A 21,825-nucleotide genomic window follows, 5' to 3' on the forward strand; every position below is an offset into this window, starting at 1 on the left:
TTTAAAATTCTTTTGAGGGCTTATAAATTCTTCTACCTTCAAGCGAAAATATCTTTTCAGAGAAAGCCCCATTCTCAGTTTCACTTGTAACCCTTTTCATATCATACATCCTTGCGTCTATTATGTCAAGATGGTGTAAGAGCTCTGCCTCAGGAAACATTGGTTTAACCGGACTTCCATATTCTGGCTCATAATGATGAGATAGTATCATATGCTGCAGCATCATAGTAATTTCCTTATCTGCGCCGATACTTTCAGCTACAAGTTCAACCTTTTTAATTCCCTGGGTAATATGTCCTAAAAGCTGTCCTTCTACTGTATATTCACTTACTATTCCCAAAGTGCTTGCTTCCATTTCTTCAAGCTTTGATAAATCGTGAAGAATAATTCCCCCAAATAATAAATCTCTGTTTAAAAAATTGTATATTTCACACAGTTTCTCCCCTGCTCTTATCATAGTAAGAACATGATATAAAAGTCCTGCTTTAATGGCATGATGGTTCTTTTTTGCTGCAGGATAGTGCATAAGTTTATCTTTTTTTTCTTCTAGAATAATACTTATAATACTTTTTATATCTTCATTTTTCATATTATCTACATATTTAAATATTTCCTTATACATAAATACTGGCTCTAATGGAGCTACTGGAACAAAGTCTTCGATATCTACTTCATCAGACGGAAGAGCCTCCCTCAGCTTCTCTATTTTTAGCTGAAGACTGTTCTGCCAGCTGCTTACTGTCCCTCTTACCTTTATAAGCACATTGCTCATGTACCTTTGTTCATCGCCATCAGCTACTTCCCAAAGCTTAGCATTTATTTCTCCAGTCTTGTCTCCAAGGGTAAAGTCAAGATACTTTTTATTATTTGAAGAAGTTTTAAGCTCTACAGATTTAACTAAATAAAACCCATCAATTCTCTCATTATTTTCAAGCTCACTTATTTTTTTATACTCCATAAAATTCACCTTTCCAAGCTAAAATAAATTTATATTTCTATGCCTGATATAAGCTCTTTTAATGTATCAGATGAGGTTTTAAGTTTTAGTTTTTCATCCTCATTAAGCTTTACCTCTAAAACCCGTTTTACCCCATCTCTTCCAACTATCGTTGGTATCCCCATATAAACATTATCAATTCCATATTCTCCAGATAGCAAAGTTGATACTGTAAGTATAGAGTTTTCATCTCTAAGTATACATTCTACAATTCTTCTAACTGCTAAACCAATTGCATAATAAGTGGCACCTTTTTTTTCTATTACTTTTTTACCTGCATTCTTCACTTCATCGTATATATCGTTTTTAAAGGAATCATCACACTCTTTACAGGTAGTGCCACAGAAGGAATCTATATCCATACCAGCTACGCTGGCAGTGCTCCACGCAACAATCTCTGAATCTCCGTGCTCTCCCATAATGTAAGCATGAATATTTCTTACGTCTACACAAAAATGCTTTCCTAAAAGATATCTAAGCCTTGAGGTATCCAAAACCGTTCCTGAACCAATAACCCTTTCCTTTGGAAAACCAGAAAGCTTATATGTTATGTATGTAAGTATATCCATTGGATTTGATACCACTAGTAGGATAGCCTGTGGGCTGTACTTTACTACTTCAGGTACTATTGACTTGAATATATTTAAATTCTTGTTTATCAAGTCTAATCTGGATTCTCCTGGTTTTCTATTAACTCCTGCAGTAATAATCACAATATCAGAGTCTTCGGTACTGCTGTAATCGCCTGAAACTATGTCGATTGGCTTAACAAAAGCTGATCCATGTGATAAATCCATAGCCTCGCCCTCAGCTTTATCTCTATTTATATCTACAATAACTAGTTCTGAAACCAAATTAGACATCATAAGTGAATAGGCAATACTTGAACCTACAAAACCTGCCCCAATTATTGATACCTTAGTTCTCTTACTGTTCATATATCTTCCTCCGTTATTATTAGACTAAATTAACTATACTATATAAAATATAACATTTTTCATGCATAAAAACAAATATTGTGATTAATAACCTTCATAATTAATTTTAATATATTATAGTTTCTCCATTGCTAAACAGATAAATATATTTTTCCTTAACTTTTTTTCCGGTAATTCTAGTTAACGCTTCTGAGTAATAAAAGATCTGCTTTTCATACCTTTCTTTTATTTCGTTTATATTATCCTTATCAGCATAATCTGTTTTATAGTCTAAAAGCACTATTCCATCCTTTTCAATGAAATAGCAGTCAATAACTCCTTGGAGCAAAGTTATTTCGTTCTCGTAGTTTTCTTTTGGAAGATAACTATATACATCTGTACTTCTTAATTTTATATAAAAAGGAATTTCTCTTTTAACATCTCTATCAAAATCTTCAACACTCAACATTCTTCTACCTAAAGATGAGGAAAAAAAGCTTTGAATGCTTCTTATATTGACTGCTGTTGCCTGCTCTTTCGTTAAAAGTTCTTTTCTTACCATAACATTAATTTGATCGCTTAAGGCATTATAATCAGATATCTTCCTTAAATCTAAATGCTGCATAACAAAATGCACAGCTGTACCTTTTTCAGCTGCTGAAAGCCCTTTTCTTTCTTCTAAAAAAGCTGGCTTTTTAGAAAGCTTAGGAGTAAACATATTTGTAGTGTAGGAATCTGAAAACAATTCGTTACCAAGTCTTTTTAGTTCAGTTACAGATATTTTAGCAGGAATCTTTGATGCTTCCATATAAGAATACTTCCAGTTAAGCCTTCTTTCTATTTCTTCTTTATAGGAACTTTCAGGCTTGTTATCCACAGTTTTTTCTAAAAAGTCACAAGAAACTTTATTTTCTTGTAAATTATCCACAATTTGGTAAACACTATCCACAGTTATATCCTTTTTATTCCACATTCTTATAATCCATTGTGAATTATCTTCATTCAATTTTCCTGCATCATAAGCTTCAACTTCTGCATACTCTCGTAAAACTACTCCATCTTTATGCTTTATTACAGCTGAACCTACCCAGTCTATATATGTTTTATAATTCAAAATTGTATACTCAGGAACTCTCTCACTATTTTTTTCTATACCGTTCCACCATTTTGAACAAACAGCTTTTAGGTTTTTAACAGTTCCTGTTAGAATTAATTTTTCTTTAGCTCTTGTAAAAGCTACATATAGAATCCTCATTTCTTCAGATAGAGTTTCAAGCTTAATCTTTCTTCTTAAAGCAAGCTTAATAATCGTAGGATAGGTTATTCTTCTTTCAGTATCTACATAATCAGGTCCTATTCCTAAATCCTGATGAAACAGAATACTTTTATTAATGTCCATAAGATTAAAGTTTTTTCCGCATGCCGCTAAAATAACAACCGGGAACTCTAAACCCTTGCTTTTATGGATACTCATAATTCTAACTACATCTTCATTTTCACCTAAAACTTTAGCACTTCCCATATCTCCACTGCTGGTTCTTAGTTTGTTTATAAAGCTAACAAAATTAAATAATCCTCTATAGCTTGTTTGTTCAAACTGCCTTGCTCTCTCAAAAAGTATTCTTAAATTAGCTTGCCTTTGTACTCCACCTGGCATTGCACCTGCATAACCATAATAGCCTGTGCTCGTAAAAAGATACCAAATAAGCTCATCAATTGGCATATGAATAGCTTTTTCTCTCCATTTTTCCAAAGTACCAAGAAACTCCGATACTTTACTTCGCAAAGCTTCATCAACATTTTTTAGTGCTTCCTCTTTATAGCTCTTTAGTACCATATAGAAAGGTATTTTTTCTCCCTCAAGTCTTAAATCGATTAATTCTTCGGGAGTAAAAGAAAAAATAGGAGACCTTAGCACAGCTATCAAAGGAATATCCTGCAGAGGATTATCCACTATTTGAAGAATAGACATCATAGTTCTTATTTCAACCGTATCAAAATATCCCGTTCCAGTATCAGCGTATACAGGTATTCCTTGATTTGAAAGTTCATCTGTAAATACTGGCGCATAACTTTTTGTAGCACGCATAAGAATTACTATATCTTTGAACTGTACTGGTCTGTATTTGTCAATTGTTTTATCATATACTTTAAAGCGTTTTCCTTCATTTCCACTCATCAGCTCTTTAATTCTTTTTACAACAACTCTTGCTTCTAATTGTATATCATCTATTTCCTCTTCTTCATTTGATTCTTCATATTGAGATAATTCTTCTGCTTCTTCAAAGCTTTTATCTTCTGAGTTATTAACTTTTTCAATAATATGAAGTTCTACAGGTCCACCTGCTTTAGAATTATCATCTCCTAAAGGCTTAAAATCTGCACCAAGATTTAAACCTTCTTCTTCAGTGTATTCGAGCTCACCAACGGATTTTGACATTATAGTTTTAAATACATAGTTTACTCCGTTTATAACTTCCTCTCGACTTCTAAAATTTTTATAAAGAGTTATTACCCTGTTTAACGAGCCTTCCTTTTTTGAATAATTCTCATACTTATCTAGAAATAACCCAGGTTCAGCCTGCCTGAATCTGTAAATACTCTGCTTTATGTCTCCAACCATAAATACATTTGGTGTATCAGTAAGCTTTTTCGAAACCATATTAATAATAACTTCCTGAATATTGTTGCTATCCTGATATTCATCTACCAGCACTTCATCAAATTGATCTCTAAGTTCTAAGGCAGTTTCAGAAGGACTAATATTTCTTTCCTCGTCTTTAACAGTTAATATATTTAAAGCTAAATGTTCAAGATCGCTGAAATCTAACAGTCCCCTTTCTCTTTTTTTAGCTTTATAATATTCATCAAACTGCAGCACAAGCTCCCCAAGACATTTCATCATTGGATAAAGCTTACTTAAGCTTTCTCTTATCTCAGAAGGGCTAAATCTGAATATATCATCTCTTAAATTATTAAGTTTCTTTTTAATAATATCATCCCGAATATTTTTTACCTTCTCTGAAAGGTCCTTATCGTATTCAGCTTTTTTATTTAAAGTTCCTATCCTTGTAAATTTATAATTGCTAAACTCTTCGTACAAATTGTTCCAACTACTGTTACAAAATCCGTAAAGCTTATTAATTAACTCCAAATCCTCATTAAGAGTTTTAACATAAGGCTCCAATCCGTTACTATCCTTCATCATATCTATGGTCTTTTGAATAACTCCCTTTATACCAAGAAGTTCCACTTCTGTACTTGATATTAAAACTCTGCCCCATATGGAATCTCCAAAATCAAAGTTTTCATCGACATTAAATTCCTCTGTCATTTCATAAAGCCATCTTCTTGGCCAAGGACCACTTATTATGAAATCATAAAGATTTATCACTATTTCCTGAAGCTTTAAATCATCACGTCCTCCACCATAGCTTTCTACTAAGTCCAAAAAATCATTATTAGTCCCATCTTCACTTTCAGAGTATTTTTCTTCAAAAAGCTCTCCTAAAGTTTCTCCCTTTAAAAGTGTTTCTTCCGTGCCATCCGCAATTCTAAAATTAGGGTCTAAATCTATTCTATGAAAATTATTTCGTATTACTTGAAGGCAAAAGGAATGCATTGTAGTAATACCTGCCTTACTTAATAAAGTAAGTTGTTTTTGAAGCACCTTTGAATCCGGATTTTTATCTAAAGCCTTTGAAATAGCGTCACCAATTCTTTCTCTCATTTCAGCTGCTGCTGCATTTGTAAAGGTAACTACAAGAAGCCTGTCAATATCTACAGGATTATCAACATCTGTAATTATTCTAATTATTCTTTCAACTAATACAGCCGTCTTCCCTGAGCCAGCAGCTGCTGCTACCAAAAGATTACTATATCTTGTTTCTATTGCAAGCTCCTGCTCCTTAGTCCACTTTGCTTCTCCCAACTATTTCACCTCTTCTACTTCTTTTCTCATTAGTTCCCATACCTCATCATTATTCTTATCATTTATAATCTTATATTTATTATCAGAAATACTAGTATCAAATTGGCATATGCTTGCAAAATTACAGTATTCACAAGGTGTATTTTTCTTTTTCTTATAAGGTTTAATACTTATATTTCCTTGAAGCATTTCCTCACACAAGTCTATAACAATCTTTCTAACATATTTTCTAAGAGTTTCGAACTGTTCTAAAGTAGCTCCTGAGGTTTTTTCTCCTATTTCACCGCCTTTTAATATTTGTGCGGGAACAATTAATGAATAGCCGCTCTCAAGCTCCTTATCCATATCTTTAATTACTTTAATATTTTTTAAAAGAAGGCCTCTCATTTTTAGTTCTTTTAATATTTTTTCTTCTATCTTATCTTGAGAAAGCTCTCCTTCACTGTTTATCATAGGATCCTCTACTCTAAAATAAAGCACTGCTCCTGGGAATACACCTTTCTCTAAATATTTTTCCTTATTTGAAAGTATTGCATCTAAATAAACCAAAAGCTGCAACTGAAGTCCATAATATACATCAGAAAGCTTAAATCCCTTGTTTCCTGACTTATAATCTACAATTCTTATAAATGTTCCTTCTTCTGTCTCAAGCTCATCTACTCTGTCTATCCTCCCCATAAGTTCAATTTGTTCTCCTGATGGGAGCTTTATTGTAATAGGAGGATATTTTCCCTTGGCACTGAAGTCTACTTCATGTTCTGTTGGATTAAAGTTACTTCTTTTAATTTGTTCAGAAATAATATCTACTGATCTAGTCAATATTTTTTTAAGCCTTTGAGCCATAAATTTGTATCTTGGAGAACTATTTAATATAAATCCTGTTTTCTCCTTAATCTTTTCATCTATAATCATTGAAATTGCATCACTTACAAAATTATCCTCAACTTCTCTAAAGCTTACCTTTTCCTTGTCCAGAACCTCCGAAAACTCATCCAGTACTTCATGAACAAAAGTACCTAAATCCGGCATACTGAATTCATATACCTTTCTATCCTTTGCTTTTAAACCATACTGAACATAATATGCAAAAGGACAACTGGCATATCTTTCAAGTCTTGAAACACTAAATTGAAGAGGATTTCCGTATAGTTTTTTTATCTTTGACGAGCTTACCTTTTGAACTTGATTGCTGTAGGAAAGTCCTGCAAAAGCCCTTCTGCATCTTTCTCTCCATTTTGGTTTATTCATATACCATCTGTAAGCATCCCACCAGATGGTACTAACCTCTTTTCCTTCTGCCTCTGACCTTAAAGCTGCAATAAGTTCATTAAATGTTGAATCTTCCCCCGCAATTTGCTCTAAACTCTCTTCATCAGTGTCATTTTTTATAACATCGCTTTCTTCAACAATTTTAGGAAAAACCTTCTTTAGTTTTGAAATTATTATAGATGGCCTCATACTTCTTCCTTCAACATCAGCAATAGGATAGCTTATTCTTAAAAACTTTCCTGCCATACTTAAGCTTCTATAAATTAAAAATTGCTCTTCAAAAGCTTGAGCTTTTGTATCTGCTGCCAGCTCAACACCTAAACTTTTTAAATATTCTCTGTCCCTGTCATTTAATATACCTTCCTCATCGGCGGCTTTTGGAAAAACTTTATCATTTACTCCAATAAGAAATATTGCTGATACTTCATGACTTTTAACACGTTCGATGTCCCCGATAAGTACCTGATCCAAGGCAGCTGGAATGACGCCGATATCATATTCATTTATGCCGGTTGCTAATATTTTTACAAACTCCTCAAGTTTTACCTCTTCTTCTCCGAGAACTTCAACAAGTTGATCTAGAAGTTCAATTACTAAATTCCAAACCTGGCTGTATTCATTAGCCTTATCAAGTTCCTTTTCCTGCTTAAATCTTTCTACCCAGTATTCAACCTTTTCGTAAGCTTTAATTTCTTCTAAAAACTCAAATAATGCTTCTGATATTTTTCTTACACTATTCTTTCCTTTTAGCTTTTCCTGTAAAATAAAAAGAGAATTGGTAACTTTTATTTTTATATCATTAATTTTCTTTAAATTTTCTTCTTCCTCTTCAGAAGCATCATATTTATAATTTATACCGTAATCCCACTGTTCTTCAAACCACTTCTTCCCTCTTATTCCATTTGCGAGCACATAGTTTTCTATAATATCAATTTCTTCTATATCAATATCTGTAAGCCCTGTTTTTAAATATCTGAAGACCGCCTCATAAGACCAATTTTTTGTAAATATATCAATAACAGAATTTAAAAGGATTATAAGAGGATTGTTATTTATATCCCTTCTTTTATCTAAAAAGTACGGAATATTATATTCTGTAAAAATAGCTTGAATAATTTTTTCATATCCCTGAAGGTTTCTGGTAACTACGGCTATATCCTTAAATCTCAGCTTTTGATTTCTGCATAACCCTATTATATCTCTAGCTGTATTTTGTATTTCACTGTACATATTTAAAGCTCTAAATATTTTTAAATTCTCTGTCTCTTTGTTATAAGTTTTATAAGGAGAATTAAAAATATATCTTTCTAAATGATTCAGTTCCTTGCTTTCTCTAAATCTATAAATCATATCATCATTTAGACAAATCGGCTTTTCATATGGTATATTATTCTCTTTTAAAAGCTTTAACAATTTTGTTTCCGTATTTTTTATAGCGGCAAATACGTCCGTATTATCAACATCTTTTCCATTAGTTAAACAATCCGTTGTTAATGTAATATTAACTTTATCTGCCTTTTTTAAAAGCTTTTCAATAATATTATACTGAATAGGTGTAAAAGTAGAAAATTCATCAATCCATATTTCAGACTCATCAAATAAATTGCAGCTATCTAATTTATCTACAAGCATTGAAAGCTGATCTTCATTATCTATGTATTTTTCATGAAGAAAAGTTTCAAACCTTTCAAAAATCAAATTTATATCTTTAAGTTTTCCCTTTAATTGATCATCTTCCCTCATATCAACCGTGATTTTATTTAAAAGTTCTGGGTTAATATTATATCTTTTTAGTTCCGTAATAGTCTCAGACATTACATTTATAAATCCAGCCTGCTTTGAAACCCTGTTAAATGCAGTTAATTTTTCTTTTACTTCCTCAATTATTTTATATAAAAGCATATTTCTACCTGCAGAATTCATGTGAAGCCTTGTGATACCGCCAACCTCATTAAAAACGACATAAGCCATTCTAGTGAAGCTTAAAACTTGTACTCTATGTATACCTTTTTCACCAATTACTTCTACAAGGTTTCTGTCAGCTTGAAAGGTAAATTGTTCAGGCACAAGATAAACTAATTTCTTATCTCTATATTCACTTCTTGATAATTTATCTTTAATATTTTCCAGGCAATATGTGCTTTTCCCACTACCTGAACGACCAAATATAAACTGTAAACTCATGTTTTTCACCTTCGTTTCAAAAATAAAAACAACCTTATTTGATATATATTATATCAAATAAGGTGTATTTAAATAAACTTTATTTAAATTAATGCTCTTCCAGGTATTATTAGTTTTCCACCTGCCTGAACAGCATCTATACCTTCAAGCTCATTAATTTGAACCAAGGTATCAACCGTAGTATGATATCTCTTTGCAATTTTCCAAAGCGTATCATCCTTTTGTACAACATAAATTGTTATACTTGCCTTTTTAGAAGGCTTTTCACCTTCCTTAGGCATTACATTAACTAGAAACTCTTTGTTCCTCATGTAATTCACTCTGCAGTAAACTTCTACTATAGCCTTAACTCCTATTGTATTAGCTTCAATTGCAGCCTCGATACTTTCTAGTGAAACCTTAGCCACACACTGCATATCTATTTTAGCACCTGCTATTTCAACACCAGTTGTAAAAGGTATTTCATCTCTGATTACGTGAGCACATTTATCTTCATCATTTGTCTTATAAAGAACTTCAACCTTTAATAATCCTTCAACAACAACTTTATCTTCAACAAGCTTCTTATCTGTTATACAGACACTTCCTGTTGACATAATTATTGAAGCAGGCTTAGGCATTTCAGAATCTATTTCTATATTTCCTTTAACAATAGCTTCATTGTTTGCCTGTCCATGCATAACATTAAGCTCATAGTTTTTCTTTTCCATATCCATAATCATCGATGGTGAATATGCATCTTCTATAGTATCCATCTGCTCTTTATTCATTACTTTTGTATTACTTCTTATTAAAGCTTCAACATCAACTATTCTATTTTCTCCTAAGTCATCTTCTTTGATATCAAATATCATGTCATCTACTCTGAAATCAGTGTAGCTGTCCATAAAGGAGCTTACACCTTCTATGTCAAGTTCTTTATTCACTAATATGTCATTATCAATATAGCATAAATCAGAAGTATCCTTGCCTCTATACAACATATAAATATTTGCAAAAGCAGAAACCTGAACTTTCCCATCTAAAACCTTAGTTTCTTTTTTATGCATATTTACATCACATTTTAAAACAGTACCAATTTGAGGCTTATCCATAGGAATTTGCATATGTGACTTAGCTACCATTTCACCATCACAAGTGCCTACAATTTTATCAATTGAAGAATTATTCTTTAGTACTTGAACATCTGAAAGCCCCCTAAGGTCTTTAACTATCTCAAAATTATAAACCTTATACGCTGCAGCCTTAAGCTTTACTATTCCTTCTACAGCTATTTTTCTTTCATTAACCACAACTGGCTCTATGTGCTCTATGTAGCATTCTGCTTCACATGGCATATTGCGATTCACACCATTTAGCTCAATGCTGTTTTGAAATTTAGCTGTATATACCACATTGTGGACACCACTTCTTGTTTCATCTTCTTTAGCTAAATACAACACATTAAGCTGAATTTGGCCTTCTAGATATATCTTGTCCTGCATTACTTCTTTTGTTAGAATGCTCGGTTTAGCATCTAAAGTTAAAATTTGATACACATCAGGATGAGTATCTGGTATAACGTATTCCCCTTTAATGACTGAATCAGCAGTACTTTCTCCTAAGAGCTGCTCACATTCTATATTTTCCTTAACCAGATCTATAGCCATTATTCTATCCCTCCCATAAAATACCTACTATTAATTTATATAGATACTACGAAAGAAATATGCTAGTTATTTTATGTATTAAATAGAAATATATTTTTCGACATATTTTTATTTTTCTTGTCTTTTCATGGACAAACTTGTTGACATTTTGTCCATTTTAGCTTAATATAATACTTGGTTATTGACCATATAACCTCTCATAAATTCTCAATACCCTTTTATACCATAGTTGAAAGATGGAACCCACCATCTTTCTTTTTTTATTTTTTTCTATAATTAAAGCGATACTAGAAAACCAGCATCGCTTTATCCTACGAAGACTATTTGAACTGTTTTTGTTAAAACATCTGAATAACTGTATGTCACTGTCCTTTGGGTGTCTTGATCTAATCTAATGACGAATATGTTTGGATAGGTTTTTTCTATAGTTCCTTTATTTACAAGTACCTTTCTCCTTCCGCCATTAGCCTTTAAGGTAACTTTTTCTCCAACATGGTCTTCAATGTCCCTTCTTATTGTAGCGAGCACATTTCTTTTTTCCACATTAAACACCCTCTTTCTACATTGTAATTATACCTCATATCATATTAACTGTCAAATAAACTAATTATTTTATCAGTTAACAAAGCGTTTTGTCAATATTAATTTTTTGTAAACAAAGCAAAAACTTCAAGTCATAGGATATATATCTAAGTATTTTTAAGATATATATCCGTACTTATGACTTGAAGATATTATTTACAACTATATATTCCATAAGTACAATATTATTGTTCCCCTAATCCATATATATATGCAGAACTTTTAATCAATTTATGCATATGAAGACTTTGGAAAACCTTCTCTATACTTTCCTCTTGTTTGAAGTCCTCCTATTCCTTTTGTTCCGGTAATAGTATTTTCTAAAGCTTCTTGAATCGATACTACTTTTTCTATATTGGTATATGCAATTTTTTCACATACAAAAACAGGATCAAGGCAGTGTATAAGTACTCTGCTTGGACTAGATGCATAGTTTGCACCTGCATCTAGTATCGCCTCATAATGACTTTGACAAGCTCCAGCAAATATTACTAAGTCATCATAATTTGGCTCATAATTTCTAAGTTCACTAACTGTATCAACAAAGAATTTTGAATTTCTATAATTATTTATATCCGTATAATCCTTTGCCCCTTTAGTTATTGCATCATGTCCTGTTATTACTACTATGTCAGGCTTCATTTGTTTTACAAGCTTTGGTACCTCCACAGGTTGATCTTTTTCTGCAATAACCTTGCCTACTACATCAAGTTCTAATTTTTTATATACTTTAAGGCATACCTCAAGATACTCAGCATCACCATCTACATGCAGAATTTTTCCCGGTCTTCCAAAGGCAAGTTCCTTATTTACTGTTATCTTAGGACTTCTATAAGCCTTGCTTACATCTATTCTGCCAAGCATTATATTCTTTATGGAAGTATTAACTTTTCTATTTAAAATTTTTTCCTTCTCACCCAAAGAATTTTCAACAACTTCTTCTAGGTCTTCAACTGGTGCATCTGCAATAACTCTAAGACTTATACCTTTTAAAGTATAAATGGCTCCATTTTCTGTTTCTTTTATATCAATTATTTTAAAGGTGATATCCTTGCCATAAGATTTTCGAACAACAGTATCGCCTAAATTCATTTTCTCATCTCCAACTCCATAGTTTCATAATATATTGTATGACAACTTTTTAGAATGGGTGCATTAATGAAAATAATAAAACCATGTAAATGAAAATTTACACGGCTTTACTATAAAAATTTATCATTCTTTTTGTCCATACATTTTTTTAAACTCTTCTATGAAATTATTATAATTACTTTGTTCTTCTATTAATTCTTCTATTTTATTATTAAAAGTAGCTTGAGCCCAATTTACTTCATTATAATAATATCTGTTTGCAAGTCTCCAATAACGCTGCGGAAACAATAAAAATGCAAATAGCACTCTGTATTCATCTTCTCTAAGCTCACTTATCTCATTATAGGCATCAATTATTAGCTTTGCATACTCAATATTCCAGTCCATTCTTTTTAGTACCTTAATTAAGAAAAGAGATAAATCGTATGATCTTATTTCCTTCTTGCAATAATCAAAGTCTATAACATGTACATTATTGTTACTATCCATAATTATGTTGTGATAAGTGTAATCATGATGGCAAAAACCCATCTCTTCATCAGTTGTTTTGCAAAACTCAAGATAATTAGAACTTTCAAGTACCTTCATAGCTCTTTTACCTAAATTCTTAAACATTTCAATTGATTTAATATAATTTAAATCAAAGCTTTGTTTATTGCTTTTTTTCCTTGCCATATCTCTCATTTTTTCAAAGGATTTTATTCTTTTATCCATAAGATGAGGCCATCTTCCCAAGTCGCTTTTAAGCTTGCTGTTTTCTGGTGGCTCGTATCCTTTTGATGCAATATGAAGATATGCTAAATTTTTAGCTGCCAATATTAAATCTTCATTATTGTAGAAATCACATTCTCTACCTTCAATCCATTCAGAAAGAGTATATATGTCTTCATTTACTAAGGCATAAGGATTACCATCTATATTTAAACAGTATCTATCTACTCTTGGAAATCCATTTTTTATAAGATGTTCTTTAGCACCATATACAAAAAGCAATTTCTGGGTACCATAATTTATTTTCTTTAGGCATTTCATTCCTTTGTTTGTCTTTAAGAGATACACTCCCTTATTCGGCTTAATGCTTTCGATTTCAATATTGAACTGCCTCTCAAGTTCAAACTCCCTCATCATACTGCTCACCGCCCTCCTTCTCATATTGTGATTATTTAGAATTTTAAATTCTCTATAATTAAAACTCTATACATAGTCTCTATATAATTTATATGTGTATAAATATTGTTTTATTAACACTTTTGCTCAATTATTAATATAATGAACTATAATCATTTTGAAAGGAAACCTTTATGAAAGTAGGAATCGACGGAAGAGCAGCCAAATGGTATAGAGGTACAGGAATAGGCACCTATGCCTATCAGCTTATTTCATCCTTAAATGCAATAGATGCGTTAAATGAATATCTACTTTTTATGCCTGAAAGTTCAAATATGGATATATCCTTCAAAAAAAATTTCCTGATAAGAAATATATCAGAAGGTAATAAAAGCAATTTTTGGGATGAAGTAAATATTCCCAATATACTTACAGATAAAGATATTGAGCTTTATCATGTGCCTCAAAACGGTGTAGGACTTCCTAAAGAAAAAAAATGTCCTTTTATAATAACACTTCATGATGTTATTCCATTAAGAATGCCCGAAACTGTAGGGGAAACTTATTTGAAAATATTTCAAGAAGAAATGCCTGATATTGTATCTTTCTGTGACGGAATAATAACTGTATCACAGTTTTCAAAGGAAGATATAGCCAAGGCTTTTAATTATCCATTAGAGAAAATACATGTAACTCATTTAGCAGCTGAAAATATATATACTCCGCTTGATAAAGACATTTGTTCAGCTTTAATAAAGCAATATTATGGTATTGAAGGAGACTATATTTTATATGTAGGCGGATTCAGCCCAAGAAAAAATATTGTAGGTCTAATTGAAGCCTTCAGTAAGCTTAAAGAAAAGTTTAAAAAAGATATAAAACTAGTAATAGCAGGAAAACAGGGCAAGTCCTATAACATATATAAAAATAGAGCTATAAGCCTTGGCGTAGAAGACAGTGTAATATTTCCAGGTTTTATACAAATAGAACATCTTCCTTATTTATATAATGCTTCTAAACTTGTGGTGTATCCTTCATTTTACGAAGGTTTTGGACTTCCCCCTGTAGAAGCTATGGCATGCGGAGTTCCAGTAATAACTTCAAATGTAACCTCTATTCCCGAAGTATTAGGAGACTCTGCAGTTTTTATAAATCCTTATGACGTTGATGAGCTATGCAGCTCTATGTTTAGCGTACTTATGGATGATAAGCTTCAGGAAAAGTTAATTATTAAAGGTCTTGTAAGAAGCTCAGAGCTTAGCTGGGACAAAACCGCTAAAGATACACTGATTGCGTATAATAAAACAATTAATAATTAAGAATGAAGAATGAAGAATGAATTAAAAAATCCCCAAAAGGGGATTTGTGATTAGCTTTGATTGCAAAGCATCCTTCCATTCTTCATTTTTCATTGTTCATTAACTAAGCATTCGCTTCATTAAACACCAATTCTCTGTTGTAAATATTCTTAGTCTTATATATTGTATAACTTAATATAAATCTTACAATCAAATCAATGCCCATTACAACCCAAATGGCTATTATGGTTGAATGAAATTTATAGGTTAAAAGCAAGGTCATAGGTACTCTAACACCCCAGAGGCCTGCACCTGCCACATACATAGGAACCTTAGTAAATCCAGCACCTCTAAGTGCTCCATTTAAAACTCCAGATACATTTTGAGGAATTTGAACAAGTCCCATAATAATAAGATACTTAGCCCCTAAATTAATAAGCTCTTGATTTGGAGTTAATGCTCCCATAATAAATTTAGGTAAAAATACTAAAAGCGAAGCACAGAATATTGTTACATAAATTGCTCCCTTCATAGTTTCCTTCAAATACGCTTTTCCTAGTTCACTATTCCTTGAACCTAAAGCATGCCCTATAAAGGTAGTTGCCGCAACCCCAAAGCCTGCTGCCGGCATATACGAAATGGATTCAGCTTGAAGTCCAAGCTGGTGCGCAGCAAATGAAGTATCTCCAAAAGTTAATATAGCCTTAGTTAAAATTATAGCGGCTATTTGCCAGAATATTGATTCTAAAGAGGTTGGAATTCCAACTTTATATATGCTTATAACTTCTTTTATATCTAATTTAAAGAAGTTCTTATTTAACAAAGAACTTAAAATTCCGCTTTTACTAAATAATACGTAAAGTCCAATAGACGCACCACAGAACTGTGCTATTACTATAGCTATAGCCGCTCCTTTAATTCCAAATGGAACACTTCCCAAATAGCCAAATATAAGCACAAAACTAAACAATATATTAATAAAATTCATTATAAAACCAATAGCCATAGGAGTTTTCGCATTTCCCATGCCTTGAAGCGCCGCTGCTACTGCAAGCATTATTACTAAAAATGGCAGACCCCAGGAAACTGTTTTTAAGTATAAGGTCCCATTTTCAAGAAGTATTGGATTAGGATTAAATATTGTTAGAAGCTTTGAAGCATTCCAAAATATAATTTGCTGAAGAACTATTACAACAATGAGTGAGGATAATATAGTTTGCTGTATAACCTTCTTTAATTTTTTGGGGTTATTAGCTCCATAAGCCTGAGCCACAAAAACTGAAGCGCCTGTTGTAATTCCCTTAAAAAGCGCCCAAACCACCTGCGTAATTCTTTGACTTAATCCAATTGCGTTTACAGCTGTAGAATTACTTGGATCTATTCTTCCTATCATAGCCATAGATACAAGACCTGTTGTCATTTCAAGTATGCTTGATATTGTAATAGGCAGGATCATAGAATATATATTTTTCCTTATTTCCTTTAAAGAAACGTTAGAGGTACTAGTTTCCATGGTTGATTCTCCTAACTTTTTAAATATTCAACCATTTTATTATACATTACAAATATATACAATGCAAAAGTTCTAATACATTCATATTATCCCATAAATCCTTGAAGATTGGATATTATGTGGCATTATGAATGTAAGAACTTTATTGCATTCTATATATATCAATTGCTATAAATAAGAATTTAGTTATAGATAAACAACTTCAACTAAAGCTATCTACATAAAATCAAAAACTAAAGATTTTATAACCGCCAAGTATTCTCTTATATAATAAGCAGGAACAAGCAAAGGATGTAGAGGCGCTGGCTGTCCATATACAATAAATCCATTACTTTTCCCCAAGAGCTTTGCTCTAAACATATGAAAATTATTAGTTACAATTTTTACGCTTATATTATCTCTTACATCTATCTGATTTAAAAGTTCTCTTGTAAACTTCATATTTTCTTTTGTACTTGTTGACTTTTCTTCTTTGATCAATAGTCTTTCATCAATTCCTTTTGAAATTAAATATCTTTTCATACCTTCTGCTTCTGTTATAGTTTCTCCTGATCCCTTTCCACCAGATAAGATAACTTTCGTTTCAGGGTTTTCTTTTATAAATTTTACGCCTTCATCAAGTCTCTGCCTTAAAGCAAGTGAAGGTGTGTCTCCCCAAAGACCTGCCCCTAAGATTACTAAGTAATCTACCTCTGCACTATCAGTTTTGCTGCCATTGTATATTATAAAACTTTCAATAATTATAAAAGAAATCAAAAACAAAATTATAATTCCCTTTATTATCCGTGGTATAAAACCACCCTTATAAATTGATATTTTATCATACAAAAAAACAACTCCAAGTCCTATCACTATTAACATAATTCCAAGCACTGCAAAAAACTTTGAAAATGTTACTCCGTAGAACATAATACTAAAGCAGTATATTATGCTGTAGATTCCAAGCAAAATAAACAAAATCCCTATTATTTTTCTTAATCTCAACTTTTTCATAATAACCCCCTGAAGCTTTCATTAAGTAAATTTTATCATAACCCTTCATTTCAGTAATAATTAAATTTTAATATAAAATATAAATTATTTCTAAACATATTTACCATCGAACATACGTTTGATATAATAAATATAAGATATCAACTTTTGACAAAGGAGAAATATTATGGACATACATGAAAAATTAAAAATATTATCTGGAGCAGCAAAATATGATGTTTCCTGTTCCTCTAGCGGAAGCACTAGAAAAAATACGCCTTCCGGTATAGGTAATGCAAGTGAAAGCGGAATATGCCATAGTTTTGCTGCAGATGGAAGATGTATTTCTCTACTTAAAATACTACTCACAAATTATTGCGTTTACGACTGCGTGTACTGTGTAAATAGAAGTTCAAATGATGTACCCAGAGCTGCATTTACACCAGAAGAAGTTGCTGATTTAACAATAAACTTTTATAAGAGAAATTATATCGAAGGTTTGTTTTTAAGCTCGGCGGTTTTCAAAAATGCTAACTATACAATGGAGCTGCTTTTAAAAACCGTTACTCTTCTTAGAAATAATTATAATTTTAACGGCTATATACATATTAAAGCTATTCCCGGAGCAGACAGCACCTTAATTAGAAAAGCTGGAGAACTTGTAGATAGAATGAGCGTAAATATTGAACTTCCTTCAAAAGAAAGTCTTAAGCTTTTGGCTCCGCAAAAAAATTCAGATTTAATTTTAAAACCAATGTCTTATATTGACTCTCAAATAACTGCTAACAAAGAAGAAAAATTGCTTTATAAAAAGGTACCTTCTTTTGTTCCAGCAGGACAAAGCACCCAGCTTATTATTGGTGCTACAAAAGATAGTGATTATAAGATAATGAAGCTTTCTGAGAATTTATACAACAATTTTAATTTAAAGAGAGTTTATTATTCAGCTTATGTTCCAGTAAGTAACAATCCTAAGCTCCCAAGCATAATAAATCCTCCGATGCTTCGTGAACATAGACTGTATCAGGCTGATTGGCTTTTAAGATTTTATGGTTTTTCCGCTTCTGAGCTTTTAAATGAAAAAAATCCAAATCTTGATATAAACTTTGATCCGAAAACAGATTGGGCAATAAAAAATATTTATCAGTTTCCTGTAGAAATAAATTCTGCTCCTAGAAAAATGCTTCTAAGAGTTCCTGGTGTTGGAGTAAGATCTGTTCAGAAAATAATGGCCGCAAGAAAAGTTCATTTACTAAACTTTGAGGATTTAAAAAAACTTGGAATTGTGTTAAAAAGAGCTCAATATTTTATTACCTGCAAAGGAAAATACTACGGTGATATTGTTTTTAAAGAGGACTTTATAAAAAAGAGGCTTAGTCCAAAAGTAGATTTAAACTATATTGATAACCCTAGATTTGAACAGATAACCTTTTTTGCTAAAGATTCATTTACAAGTATAACAGGAGAATTATAAATATGATTTGCTATGTCTTTGATGGAACTTTTGAAGGGCTTTTAACCTCAATATATGAAGCCTATTATAGCAAAATTAAGCCTGAGGAAATAATACCTGACTGGCAGTTTCAGCCTTCACTTTTAAAGGTGCCAATAAATATCGAAACTGATATAGAAAAAAGCTCGAAGGTTTATAGTGCTATTAAAACAAAAATTTCTGCTGCTGCTTTAAAAAATATATACTATGCCTTTTTATCTGACATTGATGGAAGCAGTACTATGATTTTTAGCTATGTAAAACTTGGATTTCAGCTTGGAAAAGAGATTGATTTGCATTTATACAACGACTCAGTTTTAAACATTCATAAAATAATCAGAAAAGTTACCAATGAAACCCACAGAATGATAGGCTTTGTACGCTTTAAATGCATAAACAATATTTACTATTCCCCCATAGAGCCTGATCATAATATATTAAGTCTTATGGCTCCCCATTTTGCTTCAAGGCTCCAAAATGAAAATTGGATTATCCATGACTTAAAGAGAGGACTTGCTTTATTTTATAATAAAAAAGAATGGGCCATAACTTCTTTCAGCAAAGAAAATGGAGAAGAATTCTTCTGTTCTGAAGACAGTGGTCCGTATGAAGAGCTTTGGAAAGACTTCTTTAAAGCTATTGCTATTGATAACAGGCTAAATCCAAAACTTCAAAAAAGAATGATGCCCTCTAGATATTGGAAGCACTTAACTGAAATTTAAGTTTGAAGATTGGACATATTATGTAACTTTGCTATAATAATTAAAGCAGTAATTTTTTAAGATTTACGAGGTGATAGCTTTGAAGAAGCTCTGGGAAATATTTATAGTATTTTTTAAAATCGGAACTTTTACTATAGGTGGAGGCTATGCCATGATACCTCTTATAGAAAAAGAAGTTGTGGATAAAAGAGGCTGGATTGATAGAAAAGACTTTATTGAACTTTTAGCTCTAGGACAGTCAGCACCAGGGCCAATAGCAGTAGATACTGCGGTCTTTGTTGGCTATAAGCTTGCAGGAATATGGGGAAGCATCCTAGCAGTACTTGGATCAGTGTTGACAGCCTTTATAGTTATGGTAGTCTATGCTGCCACCTATATGGGTTTTAAGGACAATGCGATTATACAAAGAGTATTTCTTGGCATTAGACCAGCTATAGTAGCACTTATAGCAGTTCCTGTTTTAAGAATAGGGAAAAGCTCAAATATTACAAAAAAAACTATTTACATACCTATATTAACAGTATTTCTAATAGTAGTTCTAAACATGAATCCAATATATATAATTATTATCTCAGCTTTAGGTGGACTTATCTATGGCATTTATAAAGAAAGAGCCCAAGTAAAGGGGGCAACTAAATGAATATAAATTTGCAGGTTTTATTCATCTTCTTAAAAATAGGCCTATTCAGCTTTGGAGGCGGAAATGCTATTCTGCCGCTTATAAGACAAGAAGTAGTAGCCGGAACTGGCTGGCTTACTCCTAGTGAATTTACCGATTTAGTTGCTGTATCTCAAGCTACTCCAGGCCCCATAGCAATAAATGGAGCTTCTTATGTAGGCTACAAGGTTGGCGGCTTCACTGGAAGCATTATAGCTACCTTAGGAGTTGTTCTTCCCACATTTATTATAATGCTTACATTCACAAAATTTTTTCTTATGTTTAAAGATAATAAGTATGTAAAGTATGCTTTTACAGGTCTTATCCCTGCTACCGTTGGATTAATAGCCGCTGCACCTATACTAGTATCCTCTGGTTCTTTTATAGATTATAAAAGCTTTATTATCTTTGCTATAGCTTTGTTTGCATCATATAAATACAAGGCAGACCCGATCCTCATGACTATAGCAGCAGGAGTACTGGGAATATTATTCTATAAATAACGTATATACAAATTTGTTATTTTTTAAAAGGCCGCAGAATACTATCTCTGCAGCCTTTTTTATGCTTTAAATGTATTCTCTTTTTATAACTTCACCTTCAATACTTATAGTTACAACCTTTATAGGGATGTTAATACCTGAATTATCTCTTCCTATCTTAGCTGCCTGTGCTATACCGCTGCAGCAAGGTACTTCCATTCTTAAAACAGTTATACTCTCTAAATCATTTGATTTAATTATATCCCCCAGCTTTTCAGCATAGTACCGTGTATCATCGAGCTTTGGGCACCCTACAACAACTACTTTCCCCTTTAGAAAATCATTATGATAATTTGCATAAGCAAAAGGAACACAATCAGCGGTAACAAGAAGATCAGCATTTTTAAAATATGGAGCTGATGCTGGAACAAGCTGAAGCTGAACTGGCCACTGTCTAAGCTTTGAAGTCTGCTTGATATTCACATCATCTTCTACTTCTCTTCTTTGCATCATTCTCATTCTGCTCCCAGGACATCCTCCCTCATGCATATGCTCATGAGTTTCTTTATGTTCAACATGCTTTTCCCCGATATTTTTTTCTTTTAACATTTTCTCAACAGCCTCTTGATCAAAATCAACCGCTTCTCTTTCAGTAATTGTTATTGCATCTTGAGGGCAATGTCCAAGGCAAGCACCTAATCCATCACAATATAAGTCTTTTACAAGCTTTGCTTTTCCATCTATTATAGCTAGAGCTCCTTCAGCACAGTTAGGAATACACAATCCGCATCCATTACATTTACTTTCATCTATACTAACAATTTTTCTAACAGCCATCTTAATTCCTCCAAATAAATATACTATTTAATCTTAATCTTATTTTAAATTATTTATAATAAAAAGTCGGTAACCTGTGTTACAAATGTATTGCTTGTCCTTCATTAATTCTACTATAATATA

16 protein-coding genes are annotated in these 21,825 nt (G+C 32.1%); 5 read left to right on the top strand and 11 right to left on the bottom strand.

The window, feature by feature from the left end:
• Position 1 precedes the first annotated feature (1 nt).
• From JK636_RS08650 to JK636_RS08685, 8 genes are all read right to left on the bottom strand, one after another.
• Positions 2 to 958 (bottom strand): 3'-5' exoribonuclease YhaM family protein, encoded by a 957-nt coding sequence (locus JK636_RS08650; protein ID WP_202748424.1) that lies wholly within the window; start codon positions 956 to 958, stop codon positions 2 to 4.
• Positions 959 to 987: 29 nt separating this feature from the next.
• The gene (locus tag JK636_RS08655) at positions 988 to 1,935 is read right to left on the bottom strand and encodes an L-lactate dehydrogenase (RefSeq protein ID WP_202748425.1); all 948 of its coding nucleotides are present in this window, start codon (positions 1,933 to 1,935) and stop codon (positions 988 to 990) included.
• A gap of 106 nt (positions 1,936 to 2,041) precedes the next feature.
• Positions 2,042 to 5,845 carry a helicase-exonuclease AddAB subunit AddA gene (addA, locus tag JK636_RS08660; protein ID WP_202748426.1) on the bottom strand — a complete coding sequence of 1,268 codons (3,804 nt, stop codon included), beginning with the start codon at positions 5,843 to 5,845 and terminating at the stop codon, positions 2,042 to 2,044.
• Complete coding sequence (gene addB, locus JK636_RS08665) at positions 5,846 to 9,298, bottom strand: helicase-exonuclease AddAB subunit AddB (protein ID WP_202748427.1); 3,453 nt, start codon at positions 9,296 to 9,298, stop codon at positions 5,846 to 5,848.
• Between the two features lie 83 nt (positions 9,299 to 9,381).
• The gene (locus tag JK636_RS08670) at positions 9,382 to 10,947 is read right to left on the bottom strand and encodes a DUF3794 and LysM peptidoglycan-binding domain-containing protein (RefSeq protein WP_202748428.1); all 1,566 of its coding nucleotides are present in this window, start codon (positions 10,945 to 10,947) and stop codon (positions 9,382 to 9,384) included.
• Between the two features lie 306 nt (positions 10,948 to 11,253).
• On the bottom strand, positions 11,254 to 11,490 hold the full coding sequence (locus tag JK636_RS08675) for a Veg family protein (protein ID WP_202748429.1): 237 nt from the start codon (positions 11,488 to 11,490) through the stop codon (positions 11,254 to 11,256).
• A 270-nt stretch (positions 11,491 to 11,760) separates the two neighbouring features.
• On the bottom strand, positions 11,761 to 12,621 hold the full coding sequence (gene yabG / locus JK636_RS08680) for a sporulation peptidase YabG (RefSeq protein WP_202748430.1): 861 nt from the start codon (positions 12,619 to 12,621) through the stop codon (positions 11,761 to 11,763).
• Positions 12,622 to 12,744: 123 nt separating this feature from the next.
• Positions 12,745 to 13,749, bottom strand: coding sequence for a CotS family spore coat protein (locus tag JK636_RS08685; protein WP_202748431.1), 1,005 nt, complete (start codon positions 13,747 to 13,749; stop codon positions 12,745 to 12,747).
• A gap of 173 nt (positions 13,750 to 13,922) precedes the next feature.
• On the opposite strand from JK636_RS08685, the gene JK636_RS08690 reads away from it, so the two are divergent.
• On the top strand, positions 13,923 to 15,047 hold the full coding sequence (locus JK636_RS08690) for a glycosyltransferase family 4 protein (protein WP_202748432.1): 1,125 nt from the start codon (positions 13,923 to 13,925) through the stop codon (positions 15,045 to 15,047).
• A 103-nt stretch (positions 15,048 to 15,150) separates the two neighbouring features.
• Here JK636_RS08690 and JK636_RS08695 read toward each other — a convergent pair whose 3' ends face one another.
• Complete coding sequence (locus JK636_RS08695) at positions 15,151 to 16,539, bottom strand: MATE family efflux transporter (RefSeq protein WP_202748433.1); 1,389 nt, start codon at positions 16,537 to 16,539, stop codon at positions 15,151 to 15,153.
• A gap of 216 nt (positions 16,540 to 16,755) precedes the next feature.
• On the bottom strand, positions 16,756 to 17,532 hold the full coding sequence (locus tag JK636_RS08700; RefSeq protein ID WP_202748434.1) for a YdcF family protein: 777 nt from the start codon (positions 17,530 to 17,532) through the stop codon (positions 16,756 to 16,758).
• Between the two features lie 166 nt (positions 17,533 to 17,698).
• Between JK636_RS08700 and JK636_RS08705 the strand changes: the two genes are divergently transcribed.
• The 4 genes from JK636_RS08705 (at position 17,699) to JK636_RS08720 (ending at position 20,886) form a co-directional block, all read left to right on the top strand.
• A complete protein-coding gene (locus JK636_RS08705; RefSeq protein WP_202748435.1) occupies positions 17,699 to 18,985 on the top strand; it encodes a putative DNA modification/repair radical SAM protein in 1,287 nt (428 codons plus the stop codon).
• Positions 18,986 to 18,987: 2 nt separating this feature from the next.
• Positions 18,988 to 19,725 carry a TIGR03915 family putative DNA repair protein gene (locus tag JK636_RS08710; protein WP_202748436.1) on the top strand — a complete coding sequence of 246 codons (738 nt, stop codon included), beginning with the start codon at positions 18,988 to 18,990 and terminating at the stop codon, positions 19,723 to 19,725.
• A gap of 79 nt (positions 19,726 to 19,804) precedes the next feature.
• The gene (locus tag JK636_RS08715; RefSeq protein WP_202748437.1) at positions 19,805 to 20,365 is read left to right on the top strand and encodes a chromate transporter; all 561 of its coding nucleotides are present in this window, start codon (positions 19,805 to 19,807) and stop codon (positions 20,363 to 20,365) included.
• Positions 20,362 to 20,886: a chromate transporter gene (locus tag JK636_RS08720; protein WP_202748438.1), complete on the top strand. Its 525-nt coding sequence runs from the start codon at positions 20,362 to 20,364 to the stop codon at positions 20,884 to 20,886. The genes JK636_RS08715 and JK636_RS08720 overlap by 4 nt, the downstream gene beginning before the upstream one ends.
• Before the next feature lie 66 nt (positions 20,887 to 20,952).
• Here JK636_RS08720 and JK636_RS08725 read toward each other — a convergent pair whose 3' ends face one another.
• Positions 20,953 to 21,702 (bottom strand): ATP-binding protein, encoded by a 750-nt coding sequence (locus JK636_RS08725; RefSeq protein ID WP_202748439.1) that lies wholly within the window; start codon positions 21,700 to 21,702, stop codon positions 20,953 to 20,955.
• Positions 21,703 to 21,825 lie beyond the last annotated feature (123 nt).

This window comes from Clostridium rhizosphaerae (genome assembly GCF_016765585.1).
Taxonomy (GTDB): Bacteria; Bacillota; Clostridia; order Clostridiales; family Clostridiaceae; genus Clostridium_AT; species Clostridium_AT rhizosphaerae.